Origin of the sequence: Halopseudomonas pachastrellae, assembly GCF_900114765.1 — a bacterium.
GTDB classification, from domain to species: Bacteria; Pseudomonadota; Gammaproteobacteria; order Pseudomonadales; family Pseudomonadaceae; genus Halopseudomonas; species Halopseudomonas pachastrellae.
This window is the reverse complement of record NZ_FOUD01000008.1, coordinates 75,245-96,088: the sequence shown is the minus strand read 5'-3', so window position 1 is coordinate 96,088 and position 20,844 is coordinate 75,245. Positions and strand designations below refer to the sequence as shown.

22 protein-coding genes are annotated in these 20,844 nt (G+C 63.4%); 12 read left to right on the top strand and 10 right to left on the bottom strand.

Annotated elements, in window-relative coordinates; translation table 11 throughout:
• Positions 1 to 167 precede the first annotated feature (167 nt).
• The 3 genes from rubA (at position 168) to BM116_RS07980 (ending at position 1,993) form a co-directional block, all read left to right on the top strand.
• Positions 168 to 335 (top strand): rubredoxin RubA, encoded by a 168-nt coding sequence (gene rubA / locus BM116_RS07990; RefSeq protein ID WP_083723909.1) that lies wholly within the window; start codon positions 168 to 170, stop codon positions 333 to 335.
• Between the two features lie 43 nt (positions 336 to 378).
• On the top strand, positions 379 to 1,533 hold the full coding sequence (locus tag BM116_RS07985) for an NAD(P)/FAD-dependent oxidoreductase (protein WP_083723911.1): 1,155 nt from the start codon (positions 379 to 381) through the stop codon (positions 1,531 to 1,533).
• A 187-nt stretch (positions 1,534 to 1,720) separates the two neighbouring features.
• A complete protein-coding gene (locus tag BM116_RS07980; protein ID WP_083723913.1) occupies positions 1,721 to 1,993 on the top strand; it encodes an HU family DNA-binding protein in 273 nt (90 codons plus the stop codon).
• A 36-nt stretch (positions 1,994 to 2,029) separates the two neighbouring features.
• Here BM116_RS07980 and BM116_RS07975 read toward each other — a convergent pair whose 3' ends face one another.
• The 3 genes from BM116_RS07975 to BM116_RS07965 all read right to left on the bottom strand — a co-directional run bounded on the left by BM116_RS07975 (position 2,030) and on the right by BM116_RS07965 (position 6,513).
• Entirely contained in the window at positions 2,030 to 3,436 is a 1,407-nt protein-coding gene (locus tag BM116_RS07975; RefSeq protein ID WP_083723915.1) for an aminoacyl-tRNA deacylase and HDOD domain-containing protein, read from the bottom strand.
• A gap of 90 nt (positions 3,437 to 3,526) precedes the next feature.
• Positions 3,527 to 5,602 (bottom strand): ATP-dependent DNA helicase RecG, encoded by a 2,076-nt coding sequence (gene recG / locus BM116_RS07970; RefSeq protein ID WP_235846718.1) that lies wholly within the window; start codon positions 5,600 to 5,602, stop codon positions 3,527 to 3,529.
• Positions 5,599 to 6,513 (bottom strand): hydrogen peroxide-inducible genes activator, encoded by a 915-nt coding sequence (locus BM116_RS07965; protein WP_083723919.1) that lies wholly within the window; start codon positions 6,511 to 6,513, stop codon positions 5,599 to 5,601. The genes recG and BM116_RS07965 overlap by 4 nt, the downstream gene beginning before the upstream one ends.
• Before the next feature lie 172 nt (positions 6,514 to 6,685).
• Between BM116_RS07965 and BM116_RS07960 the strand changes: the two genes are divergently transcribed.
• A complete protein-coding gene (locus tag BM116_RS07960) occupies positions 6,686 to 7,531 on the top strand; it encodes an NAD-dependent epimerase/dehydratase family protein (RefSeq protein ID WP_083724088.1) in 846 nt (281 codons plus the stop codon).
• 89 nt (positions 7,532 to 7,620) lie between these two features.
• A complete protein-coding gene (locus BM116_RS07955; protein WP_083723921.1) occupies positions 7,621 to 8,043 on the top strand; it encodes an OsmC family protein in 423 nt (140 codons plus the stop codon).
• A 209-nt stretch (positions 8,044 to 8,252) separates the two neighbouring features.
• Here the strand turns inward: BM116_RS07955 and BM116_RS07950 are convergent, their stop codons facing one another.
• The 4 genes from BM116_RS07950 to gmk all read right to left on the bottom strand — a co-directional run bounded on the left by BM116_RS07950 (position 8,253) and on the right by gmk (position 11,843).
• Complete coding sequence (locus BM116_RS07950; RefSeq protein WP_083723923.1) at positions 8,253 to 8,633, bottom strand: RidA family protein; 381 nt, start codon at positions 8,631 to 8,633, stop codon at positions 8,253 to 8,255.
• 17 nt (positions 8,634 to 8,650) lie between these two features.
• Complete coding sequence (spoT, locus tag BM116_RS07945) at positions 8,651 to 10,798, bottom strand: bifunctional GTP diphosphokinase/guanosine-3',5'-bis pyrophosphate 3'-pyrophosphohydrolase (RefSeq protein ID WP_083723925.1); 2,148 nt, start codon at positions 10,796 to 10,798, stop codon at positions 8,651 to 8,653.
• 74 nt (positions 10,799 to 10,872) lie between these two features.
• The gene (gene rpoZ / locus BM116_RS07940; protein WP_083723927.1) at positions 10,873 to 11,136 is read right to left on the bottom strand and encodes a DNA-directed RNA polymerase subunit omega; all 264 of its coding nucleotides are present in this window, start codon (positions 11,134 to 11,136) and stop codon (positions 10,873 to 10,875) included.
• 83 nt (positions 11,137 to 11,219) lie between these two features.
• The gene (gene gmk / locus BM116_RS07935; RefSeq protein WP_083723929.1) at positions 11,220 to 11,843 is read right to left on the bottom strand and encodes a guanylate kinase; all 624 of its coding nucleotides are present in this window, start codon (positions 11,841 to 11,843) and stop codon (positions 11,220 to 11,222) included.
• Between the two features lie 106 nt (positions 11,844 to 11,949).
• Here gmk and BM116_RS07930 point away from each other — a divergent pair, with 106 nt between their 5' ends.
• The 3 genes from BM116_RS07930 to BM116_RS07920 are packed head-to-tail and all read left to right on the top strand — an operon-like array spanning position 11,950 to position 14,357.
• Positions 11,950 to 13,197: a DUF2254 domain-containing protein gene (locus BM116_RS07930; RefSeq protein WP_083723931.1), complete on the top strand. Its 1,248-nt coding sequence runs from the start codon at positions 11,950 to 11,952 to the stop codon at positions 13,195 to 13,197.
• Between the two features lie 43 nt (positions 13,198 to 13,240).
• A complete protein-coding gene (locus BM116_RS07925; RefSeq protein ID WP_083723933.1) occupies positions 13,241 to 13,552 on the top strand; it encodes an EthD family reductase in 312 nt (103 codons plus the stop codon).
• A 49-nt stretch (positions 13,553 to 13,601) separates the two neighbouring features.
• The gene (locus BM116_RS07920) at positions 13,602 to 14,357 is read left to right on the top strand and encodes a GntR family transcriptional regulator (RefSeq protein WP_083723935.1); all 756 of its coding nucleotides are present in this window, start codon (positions 13,602 to 13,604) and stop codon (positions 14,355 to 14,357) included.
• Between the two features lie 40 nt (positions 14,358 to 14,397).
• On the opposite strand, the gene BM116_RS07915 is transcribed toward BM116_RS07920, so the two are convergent.
• Positions 14,398 to 15,756, bottom strand: a complete 1,359-nt coding sequence (locus BM116_RS07915) for an NCS1 family transporter (RefSeq protein ID WP_083723937.1) — start codon at positions 15,754 to 15,756, stop codon at positions 14,398 to 14,400.
• A 111-nt stretch (positions 15,757 to 15,867) separates the two neighbouring features.
• Entirely contained in the window at positions 15,868 to 16,611 is a 744-nt protein-coding gene (locus tag BM116_RS07910; protein WP_083724090.1) for an aspartate/glutamate racemase family protein, read from the bottom strand.
• Between the two features lie 137 nt (positions 16,612 to 16,748).
• Here BM116_RS07910 and puuE point away from each other — a divergent pair, with 137 nt between their 5' ends.
• Genes puuE through BM116_RS07895 form a run of 3 tightly spaced genes read left to right on the top strand, consistent with a single transcriptional unit; the run spans position 16,749 to position 19,043 of the window.
• Positions 16,749 to 17,684, top strand: a complete 936-nt coding sequence (puuE, locus tag BM116_RS07905; protein ID WP_083723939.1) for an allantoinase PuuE — start codon at positions 16,749 to 16,751, stop codon at positions 17,682 to 17,684.
• 2 nt (positions 17,685 to 17,686) lie between these two features.
• The gene (locus tag BM116_RS07900; RefSeq protein ID WP_083723941.1) at positions 17,687 to 18,532 is read left to right on the top strand and encodes a bifunctional allantoicase/(S)-ureidoglycine aminohydrolase; all 846 of its coding nucleotides are present in this window, start codon (positions 17,687 to 17,689) and stop codon (positions 18,530 to 18,532) included.
• A 10-nt stretch (positions 18,533 to 18,542) separates the two neighbouring features.
• On the top strand, positions 18,543 to 19,043 hold the full coding sequence (locus BM116_RS07895; protein ID WP_083723943.1) for an ureidoglycolate lyase: 501 nt from the start codon (positions 18,543 to 18,545) through the stop codon (positions 19,041 to 19,043).
• 45 nt (positions 19,044 to 19,088) lie between these two features.
• Here BM116_RS07895 and BM116_RS07890 read toward each other — a convergent pair whose 3' ends face one another.
• Entirely contained in the window at positions 19,089 to 19,955 is an 867-nt protein-coding gene (locus tag BM116_RS07890; RefSeq protein WP_083723945.1) for a YicC/YloC family endoribonuclease, read from the bottom strand.
• Positions 19,956 to 20,106: 151 nt separating this feature from the next.
• On the opposite strand from BM116_RS07890, the gene rph reads away from it, so the two are divergent.
• Complete coding sequence (gene rph / locus BM116_RS07885; RefSeq protein ID WP_083723947.1) at positions 20,107 to 20,826, top strand: ribonuclease PH; 720 nt, start codon at positions 20,107 to 20,109, stop codon at positions 20,824 to 20,826.
• Positions 20,827 to 20,844 lie beyond the last annotated feature (18 nt).

The following is a 20,844-nucleotide window of genomic DNA, read 5'->3' as shown; positions in this document are numbered from 1 at the left end:
GCTGTGCCGGGGGGTTGGCCTTGGACTTGCAGGGCGGTTACGGTAGGGTCTGTTTGCGTCAGGCTGGCGTGCAGTTGCCAACAGGTGCCATTTTCAGGCCGCACTGTCATATTGTCCTGTCTGACTTGACCCCCGAGAACAACATCCGAACACCGTGAGAAGCAAGTATGAAGAAGTGGCAATGCATCGTGTGTGGGTACATCTATGACGAAGCCGAGGGCTGGCCGGATGACGGTATTGCTCCGGGTACCCGCTGGGAAGACGTTCCGGCGGACTGGATGTGCCCCGATTGCGGCGTAGGCAAGGAAGATTTCGAGATGATCGAGATCGGTTGAATCCGCCGCGCTGACTGATACCCCCTGCAGGAGACCCCTACCCGTGGCAGACACCGCCCCGCTGGTTATTGTCGGAACCGGCCTGGCCGGCTACAACCTGGCCAAGGAATTTCGCAAGTTGGATAATCAGCGCCCCATGCTGCTGGTCAGTGCCGATGACGGCCGTTTTTATTCCAAACCGTTGCTCTCGACCGGCTTTGCCAAGGGCAAGGAAGCCGATGAGCTGGCCATGCAGGACGCCGCAGCGATGGCCGCTCAGATTGGCGCAGAAGTGCTCACCGGCGTGCCTGTCAGCGCCATCGATCCGGCTGAGCGCACCCTGACTCTGGGTGATCGCGAGCAAGCCTATAGCGATCTGGTGCTGGCGCTGGGGGCCGAGGTGCGCGCCTTGCCCTGGCGTGAGCAGTTGGGTGAGCGCCTGCTGTCGATCAACGATCTGACGGACTACGGGCGTTTCCGCGCGGCGCTGGCCGGGCGCAAAAAGGTGCTGATCATCGGCGCCGGGCTGATTGGTTGCGAGTTTGCCAATGACCTGAGTCTGGGCGGCTTTGAGGTGACGGTGGTGGCTACCGACCCCTGGTTGATGCCTCAGCTGCTGCCGGAGCCGGTCGCGGCGGCGGTACAACGCCGCCTCGAAGCGTTGGGCGTGACCTTTCATCTGGGCTGTGGCATTCGTGAACTGGCGGCCAGTGATGATGCCCTGCTGGCGCTGCTTGATGACGGCAGCGAAGTGCATGCCGATCAGGGGCTCTCGGCCATTGGTCTGGCACCGCGCACCGATTTGGCCGCTGCGGCCGGCCTGAGCGTCGGGCGCGGTGTGCTGGTCGATGCGCAACTACGCAGCAGCGACCCGCACATTTATGCGCTGGGCGACTGCGCCGAGGTGGCGGGGCTGAATCTCATGTACGTGATGCCGCTGATGACCTCGGCCCGCGCGTTGGCCAAAACCCTGGCAGGCACGCCCGCTGCCGTCAGCTATCCAGCCATGCCGATCATGGTCAAGACGCCGGCGTGTCCGCTGGTGGTATCGCCGCCGCTTGCCGGCGTCAGCGGCGAGTGGCAGATCAGCGGTGAAGGGGAGGACCTGCGGGCGGTCTTTATCGATCAGACGGGGCAGCTGCAGGGCTTTGCTCTGACTGGCGCGGCGGTATCTGAAAAGGCTCTGCTGACCCGTGAATTGCCGGCCTGGTTGTCCTAACGGGCCATTTGTCGGGAAATTGCGTGATAGGCTGCCGCTTCAGGGGTGAGACGGCTGGCGCATCTGGCTCAGTCGTGCCATGCTGGCCGGGCTTCGATGGAGCCTGTGGCATTGACGCAGATGCTCTGGCAAGCCCGCTGCGAGGACGCGGCGGTCAAAACAAAAACAACAGACAATGAGGCTTCATATGCGTAAACCAGATCTCGCGGCGGCGATCGCCGACAAGGCCGACCTGAGCAAGGATCAGGCGAACCGGGTACTCAACGCCGTGCTGGACGAAATCACCAAGGCCCTGAGCGAGAAAGACTCGGTTACCCTGGTGGGGTTCGGCACCTTCCTGCAGCGCCACCGTGGCGCGCGTACCGGCAAAAACCCTCAGACTGGCGCGCCGGTCAAGATCAAGGCCAGCAACACCGTATCCTTCAAACCCGGCAAGAGCCTGCGCGACGCCGTCAACTGATTCCGCTGTCTGACAGGGGCTCATCCGAGCCCCTGTCTACTTCTGCGTCTGGTACTTGTTGACCAGCGAGCGCAGCGCATCGCGCGCATCCAGCACCTTGTCTACCGCCGCATCAGCCTGCGCACGATCGAGCCCCAGACGGGCGAGTAGCGTGTCGGGGATAGGCATGCGTGGACCGCAGCCAATATCGTGCTGGCTGAGCAACGCCAGACTCAGGTAGATCAGGTTGGCGTAGGTGTGATCCTGGCCCTGATATAGCGGGTTGTGCTGCTGGCGCAAGGCGGTGCAGATTTCTTCCGGCATGTCCCAGTAGTGCATCAGCCAGCTGCCAACCTGATCACGGCTGACGCCGATCAGGTGCTGCTCGATCAGGTGCGGGGGCACGTGGGGGTTGGCTTCGATATGCCGGCAGATCAGCTTGAAGTAAGGCGGGAAGATATACGCCAGCACCAGGTAGCCAAAGTTATGCAGCAGGCCACCCAGGTAGTTCAGGCCCAGCTCGGGCCGGCGCTCACGCGGCATCGCCTTGGCCAGCCCCTCGATCACGGCGGCGGTGTAGATGGCCTGCTCCCAGTAAGGCGTGCTGCGCTCCGGGGCATCGCCCGGTAGACGGAAGGTTTTGCCCAGCGCCAGTCCGACAGCCAGGTTGATGACCAGATCAAAGCCCAGTACCCGGCCGATGGCGTCTTCCACCGAGCGGATTTTGCCGGGGGCGGCGTAGTAGGGGGAGGCGGCCCAGCTGACGACTTGCGCGGCCAGGCTGGGGTCGGTTTCGACCACATCGGCCAGATCGGCGATGTCGGCGTCGGGGTCTACCCGCAGCTTCATGATCTTTTGTGCGGACTCGGGCAGCGGGGGAATCTCGATGGTTTCTTCCAGGCGCTGCTTCATGCGCAGGGCGGTGAAGTTCTGCACCGCGTCGCTGAAGTCCCTGCCGTCCTGCTCGATACCGCTGGATACCATGCTCAGTCCGGCCATTGGGACGGCAAAGCGCGCCAGGCTGGCCTTGCCCATGAGGGTGCGGGCGCCATCCTGGCTGATCACCAGGCTCCAGCCGGTCAGGCCGCTGTCCAGACAGACTTCGCTGTGCTCCAGCAGGCTTTGCTCGCACACGCAGGGCGAATTGAACAGGATCGGCAGGCCTGGCAGCTGGTTCAACTGGTGCTTGCTGAGGATGCGTTGCAGCTGCTGGTCGCGCACCGGCTCAAGCTCACGGCCGAGCAGCGCACCCAGTACCTTCAGGTCCAGCAGGTGGTCCTTGGGAATCAGTGTCAGTACCGTGCCGACGGCATCACACAGCAGGCTTGCCTGAACTTGCTGGGCGGCTGGCCAGCTGTCGCTGGTTGGCCTGAGCTGGTAGGCGATGCCTTGTTGCTGCAGCAGCTTTTCGATCAGATCGGGCAGGGTGGCGGCGTGCTGCTCTGGGGCCGTTTGGCTATTCATGAACTCTTCCTTGCGCTGACGGCAGTCTGCCTGTTTCAGCGTAGCAGTCTTGCATGTGAACTGGGCCTGACAGCTTGAGCATAGCGGCTGTCATACCTGGGCAAAATGCTGGCCTTGGGCTATCCAGCGGTCAAGCAATGGTTGTACATGATCCGGGTATTGGCGGGCCAGCTGCTGGGCGGCCTGCTGCACATCGGGCAGCAGGTCGGCGTCGCGTATCAGATCGGCGACGCGAAATTGCACCACGCCGGTCTGGCGGGTGCCGAGCACTTCGCCCGGCCCGCGCAGGGCCAGATCCTTTTCGGCAATCACAAACCCGTCTGTGCTTTCGCGCATGATGCCCAGGCGCTCGCGCCCCAAAGCTGACAGTGGCGCGTGGTACAGCAGCACACAGTGGCTGGCGGCGCTGCCGCGACCCACCCGGCCGCGCAGCTGGTGCAGCTGAGCCAGGCCGAGGCGTTCCGGATTCTCGATGATCATCAGGCTGGCGTTGGGCACATCCACACCCACCTCGATCACGGTGGTGGCGACCAGCAGATGCAGGTCGCCAGCCTTGAAGGCGGCCATGATCTCGGCCTTTTCCGCCGCTTTCATGCGGCCGTGGATCAGCCCGATGGACAGGCCCGGCAGAGCATCGCAAAGCGACTCCCAGGTTGCCTCGGCGGCCTGCGCCTGCAACTGCTCGGATTCTTCGATCAGGGTGCAGACCCAGTAGGCCTGTCGGCCCTCGGCGCATCCGGCGCGCACGCGCTCAATGACCTCGGCGCGGCGGCTGTCGGCGATCAGCACGGTATTGACCGGCGTGCGGCCCGGCGGCAGCTCATCCAGCACCGAGGTGTCCAGGTCGGCGTAGGTGCTCATCGCCAGGGTGCGCGGAATCGGCGTGGCGGTCATGATCAACTGGTGCGGCGACACGCCACCCGCTGCGCCCTTGTCGCGCAGCGCCAGGCGTTGCTGCACGCCGAAGCGGTGCTGCTCGTCGATGATGGCCAGCCCGAGGTTGCGAAACTGCACGTCATCCTGAAACAGCGCGTGGGTGCCGACAATCATGGCGGCCTCGCCGGAGGCGATCAGTTGCAGCTGGTTGGCGCGCGCCTTGCCCTTGAGCTTGCCCGCTACCCAGGCCACCGACAGCCCCAGGGCACTGAACCAGCGCTGGAAGTTGTTGAAGTGCTGCTCGGCCAGAATCTCGGTTGGCGCCATGAGCGCTACCTGCCAACCCGCTTCGATGGCCTGCAGCGCTGCGAGCGCGGCGACCACTGTCTTGCCGGCGCCAACATCACCCTGCACCAGCCGCAGCATTGGCCGCGGCTGGGCCAGATCGAGCAGAATCTCGTCAGCCACCCGGCGCTGGGCGCCGGTCAGCGGAAACCCGAGCTGGGCGACAAAGCGGTCCGCCAGTTCGCCGGCGGCGCGCATCGCCGGGGCCTTGTGGGCGCGCATCTGGGCGCGTAGGCGCAGCATGGCCAACTGGTGCGCCATCAGCTCTTCAAAGGCCAGGCGGTGCTGTGCCCAGTGGCGGCCGTCCTGCAGGGCTTCCAGGTCGATATCCGGTGGTGGGCGATGCAGCAGTTGGACTGCCTCACGCAGCGGCGGCAGCCGATATTCCTCGGCCAGCGGCGCGGGCAGCCACTCGGTCAGGTGGTTGCCTTGGGCCAGCCAGGCCAGGGCGCCGTCGGTCAGGCTGCGCAGGCGTTGCTGGGACAACCCCTCGGTGGCCGGGTAGATGGGCGTGAGGGTGTCGCTCACGGGCAGCGCCTGGGCGTTATCCAGGTTGTGCAGCTCCGGGTGATAGATCTCAAGGCCGGACGCACCGGGCCGCACCTCACCGTAACAGCGCCAGTGGCTACCACGGCTCAGGCTCGCCTTGAGCGCGGCGGAAAAGTAGTAAAAGCGCAGGCTCAGCGTGCCGCTGCCGTCCTGCAAGCGGCACAGCAGGCTGCGACGCCGGCCCATGACCACCTCTGCGGCCAGCACCGTGCCTTCCACCACGGCGTCCAGACCCGGTTGCAGGGCGCCGATGGGGGTGACGCGGGTACGGTCCTGATAGCGCAGCGGCAGGTGAAACAGCAGGTCCTGGACCGAGCCCAGGCCCAGCCGGTCGAGCTTGTCGGCCAGCGCCGGTCCGATGCCCTTGAGAACGGTCAGCGGGGTGTATTCGGTCACTGGGGCGGCTGACCTACCGAGCACAGACGGATCGAGTCGCTGAGCAGTTCGATGGCCTTGGGCCGCGGGAAGCTGGCTCGCCAGGCAACGGCTACGGTGCGATAGGGTGCCGGCGTCTTGAAGGGCTTGGTCACCAGCAGGTCGGAGCTGTAATAGCGGTCGTCGGCGGCAGACATGGGTAGTACCGTCATGCCGATACCCGAGGCCACCATATGGCGGATGGTTTCCAGCGAGCTGGACTCTACGGTGGTGTGCTTGTGTTGCTGATCGCCCTTTTGCAGGGTCGGGCAGGCTTCGAGCACCTGATCGCGGAAGCAGTGACCTTCGCCCAGCAGCAGCAACTTGCTGTCGTCCAGCTCGTCGAGGGTGACGCTGTCACGTTTGGCCCAGGGGTGGCTGGCCGGCAGCAGCAGGCTGAACGGCTCGTCATACAGGGTGCGGGTCAGCACGTCCGGCTCCTGGAAGGGTAGCGCGATGATGATCGCGTCCAGCTCGCCGTTGCGCAGCTTGTCGCGCAGCACGTGGGTAAAGTTCTCTTCGATATACAGCGGCATCTCCGGCGCGACCCGGTGCAACTGCGGCACCAGGTGCGGAAACAGGTACGGGCCGATGGTGTAGATGGCGCCGACCTTCAGCGGTGCTGCCAGCTGGTTCTTGCCGGCGCTGGCCAGCTCGCGAATACCCAGGGCTTCTTCCAGCACTTTCTGCGCCTGGGCGACGATGCGCTCGCCGATTGGCGTGACACGCACCGCACTCTTGCTGCGTTCAAAAATCATCACGCCGAGCTCTTCCTCCAGCTTCTTCACGCCGACACTGAGCGTCGGCTGTGAAACATGGCAACGCTCGGCCGCGTGGCCAAAATGCTGCTCCTGGGCAAGGGTGACGATGTAGCGGAGTTCGGTCAGTGTCATCGGCGGTCGTTCTGTAATGGGCAATAGACGCTAGCATAGCCCGTTGTCTAATAGAGTAAAACAATCGTACTGCACGCCGTGCGAGGCGATGTTTGATGCCTTGCTCATCGCGCTGCGTCAGCAGGCTGCGAGCCTGTTAAAGTGGGCGCCAACTGATTCAAGAGGAGGCGCGATTGCCATGCCGAGTGTGATGATTGCCGGGTGCGGCGATGTGGGGAGCGAGCTGGCCCGGCGCCTGCTGGCTGAGGGCTGGCAGGTGTATGGGCTGCGCCGCGATACGGCGGGGTTGCCGGCCGGCGTGGTGCCGGTGGCGGGCGATCTGTGTGCCGCCGAGCGCCCGGCAGACTGGCCGGCCCAGCTGGACTACATGGTCTACTGCCCGGCGGCGGGCAAGCGCGACGCAGACCTCTATCAGCGCCTGTACGTCGAGGGGCTGCAGCACGCGCTGAGCTGGCTGGGCGAGCGCAAGCGGCCGTTGCGTCACCTGCTGCAGGTGTCCAGCTCCGGGGTGTATGCCCAGCAAGAGGGGGAATGGGTCACCGAGAACAGCCCGGCGCTGGCCGACAGCGGCAGCTCTAGTGCCTTGCTGGCCGCCGAAGATGTGGCGCTGCGCAGCGGTCATCCGGCGTCGGTGGTGCGCCTGACCGGCATCTACGGCCCCGGGCGCAATCGACTGATCGAGCAGGCCAGAGCCGGTATGAACGTGCCCGCCGAGCCGCCGCAGTACACCAACCGGATACACCGCGATGATGCAGCGGGGCTCTTGGCGCACCTGCTGCTGCAAGCCGAGCAGCGTGAGCTGCTGGCGCCCTGCTACCTGGGTGTGGACGATGAGCCGGCCCCCTTGCACGAGGTGGTCGGCTGGCTGCAGCAGCAGCTCGGCGCCAGCCCCCAGCCCGACGGCCCCACCAGCACCCGCGTGGGCAGCAAACGCTGCAGCAACGCACTGGCGCGCGAGTCCGGCTGGGTGCCGCAGTACCCGAGCTACCGCGAGGGCTATGCGGCGCTGCTCGACTAGCGGCGTAAAAATTGAGGGGAATTATCTGCCCGCCGTGTGGGTCGCAAGGTGAGTAGCACAAACCTGTAACCGCACACGAGGAGGCGCAGATGAAAAAATCAGCATCCGCTCATTGGGAAGGTTCACTGAAGGAAGGCAAGGGCACCATCTCCACCGAAAGTGGCGCTCTCAAGGCCAACCCCTACGGGTTTAATACCCGCTTCGAGGATCAGCCCGGCACCAACCCGGAGGAGCTGATTGGTGCCGCGCACGCCGGCTGCTTCTCAATGGCCTTTTCCATGCTGTTGGGTGAGGCCGGCTACACCCCGAGCAGCATCGACACCAAAGCCGAGGTTACCCTCAGCAAGCAGGACGACGGCTTTGCCGTGACTGCGGTGGCGCTGACCATGAACGCCGCCATCCCCGGTATTGACCAGAGCACCTTTGAAGACATCGCCGACAAGGCGAAGCAGGGCTGCCCGATCTCCAAGCTGCTGAACGCTGATATCAGTCTTGAGGCGAAGCTCGGTTGAACCGAGCCTGGCAAGCTAGAAGCTAGAAGCTAGAAGCAAAAAACCGCACGAGTATTCTCTCGCGCGGTTTTTTTGTCAGAGGCAGTGGACGCGACATGTCGCGTCCCTACAGCAGGTTGCGTTCGGGCTGTAAGTCAGAGGCTGCCTTGGCAAAGGTCCTGCTCTTGGCTCAGCTATTCGCGCAAGCTCTTGGCTTCCAGCTTCCAGCGTTAGCCCACCACCATAATCCCGTCCATCTCGACCGGCACGCCCTTGGGCAGTGCGGCGACGCCGATGGCGGCGCGGGCGGGGTAGGGCTTTTCGAAGTAGCGTTCCATGATCTCGTTGACGGTGGCAAAGTTGCCCAGGTCGGTCAGGAAGATGTTCAGCTTGACGATGTCCTGCAGCTTGCCGCCGGCCGCTTCGGCCACCGCGCTGAGGTTGTCGAACACGCGGCAGACTTGCGCTTCAAAGCCTTCAACGACCTCCATGGTGGCCGGGTCCAGCGGGATCTGGCCGGACAGGTAGACGGTGTTGCCCACCTTGATGGCCTGGGAGTAGGGGCCGATGGCCGAAGGGGCCTGTTCGCTGGTGATGACTTGCTTGTTCATGAATGCTCCGACGGCAGTCAGTTCTTGAGGCGGGTTATGCGCATCACGCCTTTGAGGTTGCGGATGCGTTTGATCAGTTGCGAGAGGTGCAGGCGGTCGCGTACACGCACCACCAGTTGTACCACGCTGACGCGGCCATCGCGCTCATCGACGCTGATCTTGTCGATGCTGGCGTCGGCCACGGTAATGCCGGTGGCAAGCTGGGCGATGATGCCGCGCTGGTGTTCCAGCTCGACGCGCAGCTCGATGGTAAATTCGCCGCTGACATCCTTGTCCCACGTCAGGTGCAGCGTCTTCTCGCTGTTGTGGCGCAGTTCAGCCAGATTGCGACAGTTTTCCTGGTGGATGACCATGCCCTTGCCGGAGGACAGGTAACCGACAATCGGGTCGCCGGGAATCGGGTTACAGCAGCGCGCAAAGCTGACCACCAGGCCTTCGGTGCCGCGGATGGCCAGCGGTTTCTCGCCGCTGTCTTCGGCGCTGGCCGGCTGGTCGACCTTTTGCGGCTCGTCTTCGCTGGTGCCGTCGCCGCTGGCCAGCAGGCGGCGGGCGACAACGTAGGCCATGCGGTTGCCCAGGCCGATATCGGCCAGCAGGTCTTCCATCAGCTCCATGCCGCAATCGTTCAGCACGGCCTGAATGCGGGCCTCGGGAATGGCGCTAAGCTGGGTGTCAAAGCTGGCCAGCACCTTGTCGAGCAGGCGTTCGCCGAGCGCGATGGACTCGGAGTGGCGCTGATGCTTGAGGAAGTGGCGGATATTGCTGCGTGCCTTGCCAGTGATGACAAAGCTGAGCCAGGCCGGGTTGGGGCGTGCGCCTGGCGCGGTGATGATCTCGACGGTTTCACCGCTTTCCAGCGGCTCGGACAGCGGCGCCAGGCGTCGGTTGACGCGGCAGGCGATACAGCTGTTGCCGATGTCGGTGTGTACGGCGTAGGCGAAGTCGACCGGCGTGGAGCCCTTGGGCAGCTCCATGATGCGGCCTTTTGGGGTGAAGATGTAGACTTCGTCGGGGAACAGGTCAATCTTGACGTTTTCAATGAACTCCAGCGAGTTGCCGGCGTTCTGCTGCAGCTCCAGCACGCTCTTCAGCCATTGGCGAGTGCGCGCGTGGTTGCCGTTGATCACGTCGTCCTTGGACTTGTAGACCCAGTGCGCGGCAATGCCGTTGTTGGCCAGCTCTTCCATCTCTTCGGTACGGATCTGAATTTCGATCGGTACCCCGTGCATGCCGAACAGGGTGGTATGCAGGGACTGGTAGCCGTTGGCCTTGGGAATCGCAATGTAGTCCTTGAAGCGGCCCGGGAAGGGCTTGTACAGGCTGTGCACGGCGCCGAGCACGCGGTAGCAGGTATCGGGCTTGTCGACGATGATGCGGAAGGCGTAGACGTCCATGATCTCGTTGAACGACTTCTTCTTGCCGCGCATCTTCTGGTAGATGCCGTACAGGTGCTTCTCGCGGCCCATCACCTTGCCCTGCAGCCCTTCGCGCTCCAGGCAGGCCTGCAGCGACTCGAGAATGCGGTTGAGCAGTTCCTTGCGGTTGCCCCGGGCGTTGCGCACGGCGCGGTCGATCAGCATCGAGCGCATCGGGTACATGGCCTTGAAGCCAAGGTCTTCAAACTCGGTGCTCAGGCTGTGCATGCCCAGACGGTTGGCGATCGGCGCGTAGATCTCCAGGGTTTCCTTGGCGATGCGACGGCGTTTTTCCGGGGCCAGTGCGCCCAAAGTGCGCATGTTGTGCAGGCGGTCGGCCAGCTTGACCAGAATCACGCGGATGTCGCGGGCCATGGCCAGCGCCATTTTCTGGAAGTTCTCGGCCTGCGCCTCGGCCTTGGTCTCGAAGGTCATCTGGGTCAGCTTGCTGACCCCGTCCACCAGCTCGGCCACGGTGTCGCCGAACTGCTCGATCAGAGCGTCCTTCGGAATGCCGGTATCTTCGATCACGTCATGCAGCATGGCGGCCATCAGGCTCTGATGGTCCATGTGCATGTCGGCCAGGATGTGGGCTACCGCCAGCGGGTGGGTGACGTAGGGCTCGCCACTGCGGCGGGTCTGCCCGTCGTGGGCCTGCTCGGCGTAGAAATAGGCGCGCCGGACCAGGTTGACCTGCTCCGGCTCAAGGTAGTTACCCAGATTGTCGGCAAATACTTCTATCGCAGACATGCAGCTCTCCCGCACCCGCCAACGCGAGTGGTGACCTCGGGGATGCCCGGCCTGCGCAACAGCAAACCTGTTTCTTACTCGGCCGGCTCGTCGGTCGCTTCCAGCGAGTACAGCGGCTCCTGCTGATCCTGCAGGGCTTCTTCAGCCAGGATGGCGTTGGTGACCAGACCTTCGGCCACTTCGCGCAGTGCCACCACGGTCGGTTTGTCGTTTTCCCAGGCTACCTTGGCGTCTTTGCCACCGGTGGCCAGCTGACGGGCGCGCTTGGAGGCCAGCATGACCAGCTCAAAACGGTTTTCTACATTTTCCAGGCAGTCTTCAACGGTAACGCGAGCCATGGGGTACTCCGGAAAGGATAAACAATTGAACGCAAGGCGCCCCGAGCAGGGGCGCAGGACCTGACAGTCTACCGGGTGGTGCCTCAGTCTGACAAGAGTGCCTGCAGCAGCTCAGTGTGGCGTGCCTGTTGCGCGCTGGTTTGCAGGCGGTAGCTGCGCACGATGGCGCGCAGGTCTTCCAGTGCGTGCTCGAAGGTATCGTTGATGACCAGACTGTCGAATTCGACGTAGTGGCTCATCTCGGCCTCGGCCTCGGCCATGCGCTGGTCGATCACCTCGTCGTGGTCTTGACCGCGCTGGGTCAGGCGCTGGCGCAGGGCCTCACGCGAGGGCGGCAGGATAAAGATGGAGTGGGCCTGCGGCAGCTTGCGACGTACCTGCTGCGCGCCCTGCCAGTCGATTTCCAGAATCAGATCACGGCCTTCGGCCAGCGCCTGTTCTACCGCACTCTGCGAGGTGCCGTAGAGATTGCCGAACACTTCGGCGTGCTCCAGAAAGTCGCCGGCTTCGACCTGGCGCAGGAAGCTGTCGCGGTCGGTGAAGTGGTAGTTGACGCCGTCTACCTCGCCCGGGCGCATGGCGCGGGTGGTGTGCGACACCGACACCTGCAGGTTGGGGGTCAGCTCGATCAGCGCCTTGACCAGACTGGTTTTGCCCGCGCCGGAGGGGGCGGAGACGATATACAGGGTGCCGGTGGCGTGGCTCATCGAGGTGTTTCCTGCGGGTAAGGGTAAAGCGCGCCATTATAGGCTGTATGCCGTGTCGCGTCATGGGTGCGGTAAGCTGTGGACTTCACCGGTATGGGGGCGTGGGATGATTTCGAAATGGCAATGGCTGCTGGCGCAGCTGACACGGACGCTGTGGATTCGCGCCACGCTCTACGTGGTGCTGGCGCTGGCGGCGGCGCTGCTGGCCGTGTTGATCGAGCGCCTGCTGCCCGGGCCGCTGCCGATCGATATCGGCGCCGACGCGGTAGATCGCATTCTCGATATCCTGGCCTCCAGCATGCTGGCGGTCACCACCTTTTCGCTGAGCGTCATGGTCGCGGCCTACAGTACAGCGACCACCAATGTGACGCCCCGCGCCACCCGCCTGCTGATGCAGGACACCACCACCCAGAACGTGCTGGGTACCTTTATCGGTGCCTTTCTGTTCAGCCTGGTGGGCCTGGTGGCGCTGAGCACCGGGGCTTATGGTGAAAGTGGCCGCGTCATCCTGTTTGCCATCACCCTGTTGGTGATTGCTCTGATCGTGGCGACGATTCTGCGCTGGATTGAACACCTGTCGCGCTTTGGCCGGGTTGGCGACACCACCGAGCGGGTCGAGCAGGTCACCACGCGGGCGTTGAGCGAGCGCATTGCCAACCCCTGTTTCGGCGCTCACTGCTGGGATGGTGAGGTGCCAGCCGGCTGCCGCCCGCTGTATCCGGCCGACAGCTTTTATCTGCAGCATCTGGATGTGCTGACCCTCTCCGAACTGGCCGAGGAGCACCAGCTGGCGCTCTACGTGCCGGTGCAGCCCGGCGCCTTTGTGCATCCGGCCGAGCCGCTGCTGTGGGTGCACGGGCAACTGGATGAGGATCTGCAGTGCGCGCTGTGTGACTGCTTTACCCTCGACAGTCTGCGCTCCTTTGATCAGGACCCGCGGTTTGGCTGCTCGGTGCTGTCGGAGATTGCCTCGCGGGCGTTGTCGCCGGCGGTCAATGATCCGGGTACGGCAATCGATATCCTGGGGCGGGGCGTGCGCCTGTTCGCTCCCTGGGCGCAGGGGCCGGCAGCGCAGGAGGCGGAGGTGTCCTGTCAGGGCGTGTGGCTGACACCGCTGGCGCTGGATGATTTGTTCGACGACCTGTTTGGCCCGATTGCCCGCGACGGTGCCGGGCGTATCGATGTGCAGCTGCGCCTGGTCAAGTCGCTGCAGGCACTGGCCGCGCAAGGTGCCTGTTTTGCCGCGCCGGCACGCCGCCTGGCGCGCGAAGCGCTGGCGCTGGGCGAGCAGGCGCTGGTGCTGGAGGTGGATCGCCAGCGCCTGCGTGAGCAGGTAGAGACGCTGCTCGGCTGAGGCATGCTATGGTGCCAACCCCCAACAACAGGAGAACCGCCCCATGATTCGTGTCACTGTCAGCTATCCCGCTCAGGCAAATGCGCGTTTCGACCACAGCTACTACCAACAGCAGCATGCTCGTCTGATCCACGAACAGCTCGACGCCCATGGTCTGCTCAAGCTGGAAATTGACCAGTGTCTGGCCGATGGTGCCGGCAAGGCGCCGCAAACACTGGCTGCGGCTCACCTGTTCTTTGCCGATTTGGCGCAGTTTCAGGCGGCGTTTGCTGCCGGTGGCAAGGTCCTCAACGAGGATATGGCCAACTACAGCGACATCGTGCCCACCGTTACCATCAGTCAGGTGATTGCCTAAACGGCTACAATAGCGCGCCTTACTTTTCACCAGACCGAGGATTTCCCTGATGACAGCCCGCCGGGTCGCATCCGTGTTGCGCGCCGCCGATAAAGGATCAGCCACCTCCAGCCCTGCCACGGGGGCCGGCGCACAGCGCCATGAGCGAATCTATCAGGCCATCAGCTCGGCGATCATCGAACATCGCCTGCAGCCGGGCGCGCGCCTGCGTGAGGACGCGCTTGCGGAGGTGTTCGGCGTCAGTCGCACCGGCATTCGCAAGGTGCTGCAACGTCTGGCGATGGATCAGCTGATTACGCTCACGCCGGGCAAGGGTGCCAGCGTTACCCGGCCCTCGGCCGAGGAAGCGCGGGAAGTCTTCGAGGCGCGGCGGCTGGTTGAGGGTGGCCTCATGCAGCCCCTGGCGCAGGTGTTGGACGCCAAGGGCGTGGAGCAGTTGCGGGCGCTGGCCGCGCAGGAACAGGTGGCGCTTGAGGCCGGTGAGCAGAGTGAGGCGATTCAGTGCTCAGCGAAGTTTCACAGTGCGTTGGCGGCGCTGGCCGGCAACGAGACCCTGGCCACTTTTGTGGTGCAGCTGTGTTCGCGCTCGTCGCTGATCCTGGCGGTCTACGGTAACGCCGGCAATCTCGGCTGTGACTGCACGGATCACCAGCAATTGCTGGCGCTGCTTGAGCAAGGGGATGGCAAGGCAGCCGCTGACTTCATGGCAAAGCATCTGGATGCCATTGAAGCGTCGCTGTCGATCGGGGATGAGCCGCAGGCGGTGCCTGATCTGCAGGATGTGTTTGCCGGGTATCGCCGCTGAATTAATCAGTGCTTTCTTAACTCAGCGGCGATAACCAGGCTTACTGTCTGAAGCGTGCGCAGGCAGGCCAGTACTGCATCAGCAGGTAGTAGCTCAGGCCGGCGGGGATCAGGCTGGCGTACCAGGAGATGCTGGAGATGCTCAGCGCTGCGGCCACACCGATCGCCGTGGCTACCAGTGCCGCGTAGTTGACGCCGCGATAGGGGCCGTTGGCATCGTACAGGTGCTGCAGGTTCAGGGTGCGCTTGCGAATCAGGTAGTAGTCCACCACCAGAATGGCAAAGATCGGTCCCAGGAACGCCGAGTAGGTCTGCACAAACACCTGCAGACCTTCAGCCGAGTCCGCGCTGACCAGCTTCCAGGGGAAGGTGGCAAAGGCCAGCAGGCCGACGATCACCGTGGCCGGGCGGAATTTCAGCTTGAACACATCCATCAGCACGTAGGTCGGCGGCACCACGTTGTTCAGCACGTTGGTGGTGACCTGCGCAAAGGCGATAAACAGCAGGGTGCACATCAGCAGCGGCGTGTTGTCCACGGCGTTGGCAAAGACCTCGATGGGGTCGGCGACACCGGTGGCCTCGGACACCATATAGCCGATCAGGCCCATGAACAGGGTGCACGGCAGAATCGACATCGAGTAAATGGTGGTCAGCAGCCCAGGGCTGGTGCCCTGCCTGTGCTCGCGCGAGTAATCACTGACGTTGAGGATCATGGTGCTGTAGATGCCGAGGAACAGCATGGTTGCGCTCCAGAACGGCAGGCCCCAGGAGCCTTGCATGGTCAGCAGGCTCATCGACAGCTCGTCACCGTAGCGCTGCACCGTGCTGTAGAACATGTACACCAGCGAGGCCAGGATAAAGGCGCTGCCCACGTTCTCCAGCCACTTGATGCCCTGAAAGCCCATCACCGACAGGCCAATCTGCAGAAACTGGAAGGCGATGAAGAAGAACACCAGATTGTCGAAGCCGAACAGTGTGGCCGAGACCATGTTCAGCGCGCCGGCGCCAATCCAGCTCTGAAAGCCGTACCAGACGATCGCTGGTACCGCGCGTACCAGGCCCGGCAGGCGGGTGCCGGTAAAGCCGAAGGCGCTACGCGCCTGCACCACGAAGGGAATGCCGTATTTGTAGCCGGCGGCGCCATTGAGGGCCAGCGCAATGCCGATCACAAAACAGCCGATGGCGATGGCCAGGGTGGCCTGAATCAGGTTCAGGGTGCCAACCACGCTGGAGCCCATGGTGAAGGTGCCGATGGCGACACAGCCGCCAAACCAGGCCAGCAGGTAGGAGAAGCGGCCCATGATGCGGACCTGTTGAGGGGCCAGGGACTCGTCCCCGGCGGCCTTGCCGCCCTGTGCCGGCAGCTCGCTGGCCGTTGCGCTGCTGATATCAGTGCTCATACGGCCCCCAGTTGATGTGTGATGCGCATTATTGTCTCCCGCGATTCTGTGATCGGTCGGTGGTTGTCATCCACATCCGGGGCCGCCCACGCCGGCCCCGGCGTGGTGTTCTCAGTCGGGCGTCAGGTTCGAATACTCGGCAAAACGTCCGGTGAAAGGTTTCGGAAGCGGGAAGTCCAGGTCCCCGTGCTTGCTGGTCTGCAGTCCCAGGCCAACTAGGGCCTCGGCCAGTTTGACGGCGGCCGTCACGCCCTCGACGATCGGCAGGCCGACCGCGGCGCTGATTTGCGGAGTGAGGTCGGCCATGCCGCCACAACCCAGCACGATAGCGCCGATGCCATCTTCCTGTTTGGCCTTCAGGCACTCCTCGATGATGCGTTCCAGCGCCAGGTCCGGGTTGGCTTCCAGCTCCAGTACCGGGATGTCGGCCGCTCTAACTCGGCGGCAGCGACTTGCCATGCCATAGCTGTCGAGCAGATGCTCGGCAATAATGGTAGTGCGCGGCAGAGTGGTGACCACCGAGAAGCGGGTGCTGATCAGGGTGGCGGCGTGGAAGGCCGCCTCGGCAATGCCGATCACCGGCGCGCGGGTGAGCTCGCGCGCGGCGTTCAGGCCGGGGTCGCCAAAGCAGGCGATGATGTAGGCATCGACGTTTTCGCGCTCGCCGGCGCGGATCTCATCCAGCACACCGAGTACGCTAACGGCTTCATCAAAGTGGCTTTCGATGGATACCGGGCCGCTGTCGGGCTGGGTTGCGCTGATGCGTGTACCTGAAGCGGCGACGGCCTTGGCAGCGGTGCCGATGGTATCGGTCATGGCCTGGGTGGTATTGGGGTTGATAACGCGTATATGCATGCTGGAAACCTGTTTGTACACAACGAAACTGATTAATTGTATACAATCGGCGGCAGCTACGACCTCCAATCAGTAGCGGTTATGTCGATTAACAGCCGCCGCTGGTGCTTTTCTTTTAATTGCAGAGGTGATTTCTCATGGTTCAGAGCGCAGATTATCCCCGCGACCTGGTGGGCTACGGCCGTACCCCGCCGCACGCCAACTGGCCCGGTAAGGCGCGGATCGCCGTTCAGTTTGTGCTCAACTATGAGGAGGGCGGCGAGAACTGCGTCCTGCACGGCGACAGCCACTCCGAGCAGTTTCTGTCCGAGATTATCGGTGCGGCGGCCTTTGATGACCGCCACATGAGCATGGAGTCGATCTACGAGTACGGCTCCCGCACGGGCGTCTGGCGCATCCTTAATGAATTTGAACGCCGCGGCCTGCCGCTGACGGTATTTGGCGTGGCGATGGCGCTGGAGCGCCACCCGGAGCTGGCCCAGGCCTTTGTTGAGCTAGGGCATGAGGTGGCCTGCCACGGCTGGCGCTGGATTCACTACCAGAACATCCCCGAGGCGGTAGAGCGCGAGCACCTGCAGCGCGCCATGGATATCTTCCAGCGCCTCTACGGTGCCCAGCCGGAAGGTTGGTACACCGGCCGCGACAGCCCCAATACGCGCCGTCTGCTGCTGGACCATGGTGGTTTTACCTACGACAGCGATTATTATGGCGATGACCTGCCGTTCTGGACCCGCGAGGCCGACAGCCAGGGCCAGCTGCACAATCACCTGATCGTGCCCTATACCCTGGATACCAACGACATGCGCTTTGCCGCCCCCCAGGGCTTCAACACCGGCGACCACTTCTTCCAGTATCTGAAAGATGCCTTCGATGTGCTCTATGCCGAAGGTGAAGACGCGCCAAAGATGCTATCGATCGGCCTGCATTGCCGCCTGATTGGCCGCCCGGGTCGGTTCCGTGCGCTGCAGCGCTTTCTTGATTACATCGAATCCCATGACCGGGTGTGGGTGACACGCCGTGTCGATATCGCCCACCACTGGGCCACCCACCACCCGGTTCAACCTCAGGAGTAAGCATGGCCAAGCAATCTGAACCCCGCAGCTACTATGCGCCCACCGGCGGTCATCCGCCGCAGTCCCAGCTGACCACTGACCGCGCGGTATTTACCGAAGCGTACGCAGTGATCCCCAAGGGCGTGATGCGCGATATCGTTACCAGCCATCTGCCGTTCTGGACCGGTACCCGCTTGTGGGTGCTGTCGCGTCCGCTCTCCGGTTTTGCCGAGACCTTCTCGCAGTACATCATGGAAGTGCAGTCGGGCGGCGGCAGCGACAAGCCGGAAACCGATCCGACCGCCGAGGGCGTGCTGTTCGTGGTGGAAGGTGAAATGACCCTGACCCTCAACGGTCAGCAGCACCAGATGAAAGAGGGCGGCTACGCCTTTATCCCTCCGAGCAGCGACTGGCAGTTGCACAACAACAGTGGCGCCGTGGTGCGTTTCCACTGGGTGCGCAAGGCCTACGAGAAAGTCGACGGCGTTGACGTGCCGGAAGCCTTCGTCACCAACGAAAACGACATCACCCCGCTGGAAATGCCCGGCACCGATGGTGCCTGGAGTACCACCCGCTTTGTCGACATGAGCGACATGCGCCATGACATGCACGTGAACATCGTCAACTTCCAGCCGGGCGGTGCGATTCCCTTCGCCGAAACCCACGTCATGGAGCACGGCCTCTATGTGCTGGAAGGCAAGGCGGTTTACCTGCTGAACAAGGATTGGGTCGAGGTTGAGGCCGGTGACTACATGTGGCTGCGCGCCTTCTGCCCGCAGGCCTGCTACGCCGGTGGCCCCGGTCCGTTCCGCTACCTGCTGTACAAAGACGTCAACCGCCACATGAAACTGCCGACCTTTGGCCGTTGAGGAGCAGGGGATGAGCACCGACGTATTGCAACTGACGGCCCAGCCCCTGACATCGGAGGCCTTCGCGGCCTTCGGTGAGGTGATCGATTCGCGCACCTCCGAGCACTTCATGATCAACTCGGGTCGCACGCGTCGGCATCACGACTTGGCCAAGGTCGAGGTGGCCGGTGACTCACCACGGGTGCTGATCAGCATCTTTGTCAGCCAACCGGTCACCGTACCGCTGGAGCTGACCTTTCTGGAACGTCACCCGCTGGGCAGTCAGGCCTTCGTGCCGATGCACGAAGAGCAATTTCTGATTGTGGTGGCGCCGCCGGGCGATGTGATTGATCCGGCCGAGGTACGCGCCTTCATCACCGATGGCCGTCAGGGCGTCAACTACCGGATCGGCACCTGGCACGCGATTCAGTCGGTGCTGGACCGTGAAGGAGAGTTTCTGGTGGTCGATCGCGGTGGTGCCGGGCACAACTGCGATGAGTACCCCATCGCCATCCGGGTTACCCTGGAGTAACCCGGCGCTAAGGGTGATACCGCTTCGCAACGGAGCGGTGTCGGCTTACTCGATATTCTGAATCTGCTCGCGCATTTGCTCGATAAACACCTTCAGATCCACTGCGGCCTGGGTGCTGCGGGTATCGATGGCCTTGGAGCCGAGGGTGTTGGCTTCGCGGTTGAACTCCTGCATCAGAAAGTCCAGGCGGCGGCCGATGGCGTCCTTGCTGTCGAGTACGCGGCGGGTTTCGACCACGTGGGTGTCGAGGCGGTCGAGTTCTTCGGCCACGTCGATCTTTTGGGCCAGCAGCACGATTTCCTGTTCGACTCGCGTGCTGTCGAGCTCCAGCTTGGCATCGTTGAAGCGATCGATCAGCTTCCGCCGGTGGGCGGTGAGCAGGGTGGGCATCATCTCGCGCAGGATTGCGGTGCGGTCGCTGATGTTGTCCAGGCGCTCGATGATCAGTTGCTTGAGTTCGGCACCTTCGCGGGCGCGGTGCTCTTTCAGCTCTTTGAGGGCTTGATCGAACAGCGAGCGGGCCTGTTTGACCAGGTCGTCCTGGTCGGTCTTTTCACCCAGCACCACACCCGGCCAGGCCAGCAGCTCCAGCGGGTTGATCGGGCCGGCGTTGTGCAGCCGGGCGCCAAGCTGCTCGGTGGTGCGGATCAACTGGTCGAGCAGTGGCTTGTTCAGGCTGAGTTCACTGGACTGCTGCTCGGCCGGGTTGAAGCGCAGGGTGCATTCGACCTTGCCACGGGCCACTTGCTTGCGCAGCAGCTCGCGCAGCGGGCCTTCCAGTTCGCGGAAGGCTTCGGGCAGGCGCAGGGTGACCTCCAGATAGCGATGATTGACCGAGCGCAGCTCCCAGGCCAGGTTGCCCTGATCGGTACTGAGTTCGCTGCGCGCAAAGGCGGTCATGCTGTTGGCCATGGTGTCTTGCTTCCCTGTCGGTAGTCGGTGGATCGATCGGCATTGTAACCCCGGGGAGCGGCGCCTGGGCAATCTTCGACAGCGCAGCGGCGGCAGGCGCATGCCTGCTATACTCCGCGCATTTCCTCCCCGCTGTACAAGGACCCTGATGATGAAACGCCCCAGCGAACGTGCCGCCGACCAGATGCGACAGGTCAGCCTGACCCGTCACTACACCAAGCACGCCGAAGGCTCCGTGCTGGTCGAGTTTGGCGATACCAAGGTGATCTGCACTGTCAGCGTTGAGGCTGGCGTACCGCGCTTCTTGCGCGGCAGCGGCCAGGGCTGGATTACTGCCGAGTACGGCATGCTGCCGCGCTCGACCGGCTCGCGCATGCAGCGTGAGTCCAGCCGTGGCAAGCAGGGTGGTCGTACCCTGGAGATTCAGCGCCTTATCGGCCGCTCGCTGCGCGCTGCGGTTGATCTCAAGACCCTAGGTGAAAACACCCTGTATATCGACTGCGATGTGATTCAGGCCGACGGCGGCACTCGCACCGCATCGATCACCGGTGCCTGTGTGGCGCTGGTCGATGCCCTGCGTGCCATGAAGCAGCGCGGTGCTATCAAGAAGGTGCCTGAGGTGCAGATGATCGCCGCCATTTCCGTGGGCATCTATCAGGGTGTGCCGGTGCTGGATCTGGACTACCCGGAAGATTCCTCTGCCGATACCGATCTGAACGTCGTGATGACCGACAAGGGCGGCTTTATCGAAGTGCAGGGCACCGCTGAGGCGGCCCCTTTCAGCGCCGATGATCTGAACGCCATGCTGGCGCTGGCGCGTCAGGGCTGTGAGCAGCTGTTCAGCCTGCAGCAGGCAGCATTGGCAGACTGAGACGGCGTCGGTAGGCAG

Excerpts from the sequence above, each read along its gene's own strand:
- BM116_RS07930 (WP_083723931.1), top strand. The coding sequence starts at position 11,950 with ATGATTTCGAAATGGCAATGGCTGCTGGCGCAGCTGACACGGACGCTG.
- BM116_RS07910 (WP_083724090.1), bottom strand. The coding sequence starts at position 16,611 with ATGCATATACGCGTTATCAACCCCAATACCACCCAGGCCATGACCGAT.
- BM116_RS07900 (WP_083723941.1), top strand. The coding sequence starts at position 17,687 with ATGGCCAAGCAATCTGAACCCCGCAGCTACTATGCGCCCACCGGCGGT.
- gmk (WP_083723929.1), bottom strand. The coding sequence starts at position 11,843 with ATGAGCCACGCCACCGGCACCCTGTATATCGTCTCCGCCCCCTCCGGC.
- BM116_RS07950 (WP_083723923.1), bottom strand. The coding sequence starts at position 8,633 with ATGAACAAGCAAGTCATCACCAGCGAACAGGCCCCTTCGGCCATCGGC.
- BM116_RS07975 (WP_083723915.1), bottom strand. The coding sequence starts at position 3,436 with ATGAATAGCCAAACGGCCCCAGAGCAGCACGCCGCCACCCTGCCCGAT.
- rph (WP_083723947.1), top strand. The coding sequence starts at position 20,107 with ATGAAACGCCCCAGCGAACGTGCCGCCGACCAGATGCGACAGGTCAGC.
- BM116_RS07980 (WP_083723913.1), top strand. The coding sequence starts at position 1,721 with ATGCGTAAACCAGATCTCGCGGCGGCGATCGCCGACAAGGCCGACCTG.
- rubA (WP_083723909.1), top strand. The coding sequence starts at position 168 with ATGAAGAAGTGGCAATGCATCGTGTGTGGGTACATCTATGACGAAGCC.
- spoT (WP_083723925.1), bottom strand. The coding sequence starts at position 10,798 with ATGTCTGCGATAGAAGTATTTGCCGACAATCTGGGTAACTACCTTGAG.
- BM116_RS07925 (WP_083723933.1), top strand. The coding sequence starts at position 13,241 with ATGATTCGTGTCACTGTCAGCTATCCCGCTCAGGCAAATGCGCGTTTC.
- BM116_RS07955 (WP_083723921.1), top strand. The coding sequence starts at position 7,621 with ATGAAAAAATCAGCATCCGCTCATTGGGAAGGTTCACTGAAGGAAGGC.
- puuE (WP_083723939.1), top strand. The coding sequence starts at position 16,749 with ATGGTTCAGAGCGCAGATTATCCCCGCGACCTGGTGGGCTACGGCCGT.
- BM116_RS07915 (WP_083723937.1), bottom strand. The coding sequence starts at position 15,756 with ATGAGCACTGATATCAGCAGCGCAACGGCCAGCGAGCTGCCGGCACAG.
- BM116_RS07920 (WP_083723935.1), top strand. The coding sequence starts at position 13,602 with ATGACAGCCCGCCGGGTCGCATCCGTGTTGCGCGCCGCCGATAAAGGA.
- rpoZ (WP_083723927.1), bottom strand. The coding sequence starts at position 11,136 with ATGGCTCGCGTTACCGTTGAAGACTGCCTGGAAAATGTAGAAAACCGT.
- BM116_RS07895 (WP_083723943.1), top strand. The coding sequence starts at position 18,543 with ATGAGCACCGACGTATTGCAACTGACGGCCCAGCCCCTGACATCGGAG.
- BM116_RS07890 (WP_083723945.1), bottom strand. The coding sequence starts at position 19,955 with ATGGCCAACAGCATGACCGCCTTTGCGCGCAGCGAACTCAGTACCGAT.
- BM116_RS07965 (WP_083723919.1), bottom strand. The coding sequence starts at position 6,513 with ATGACACTGACCGAACTCCGCTACATCGTCACCCTTGCCCAGGAGCAG.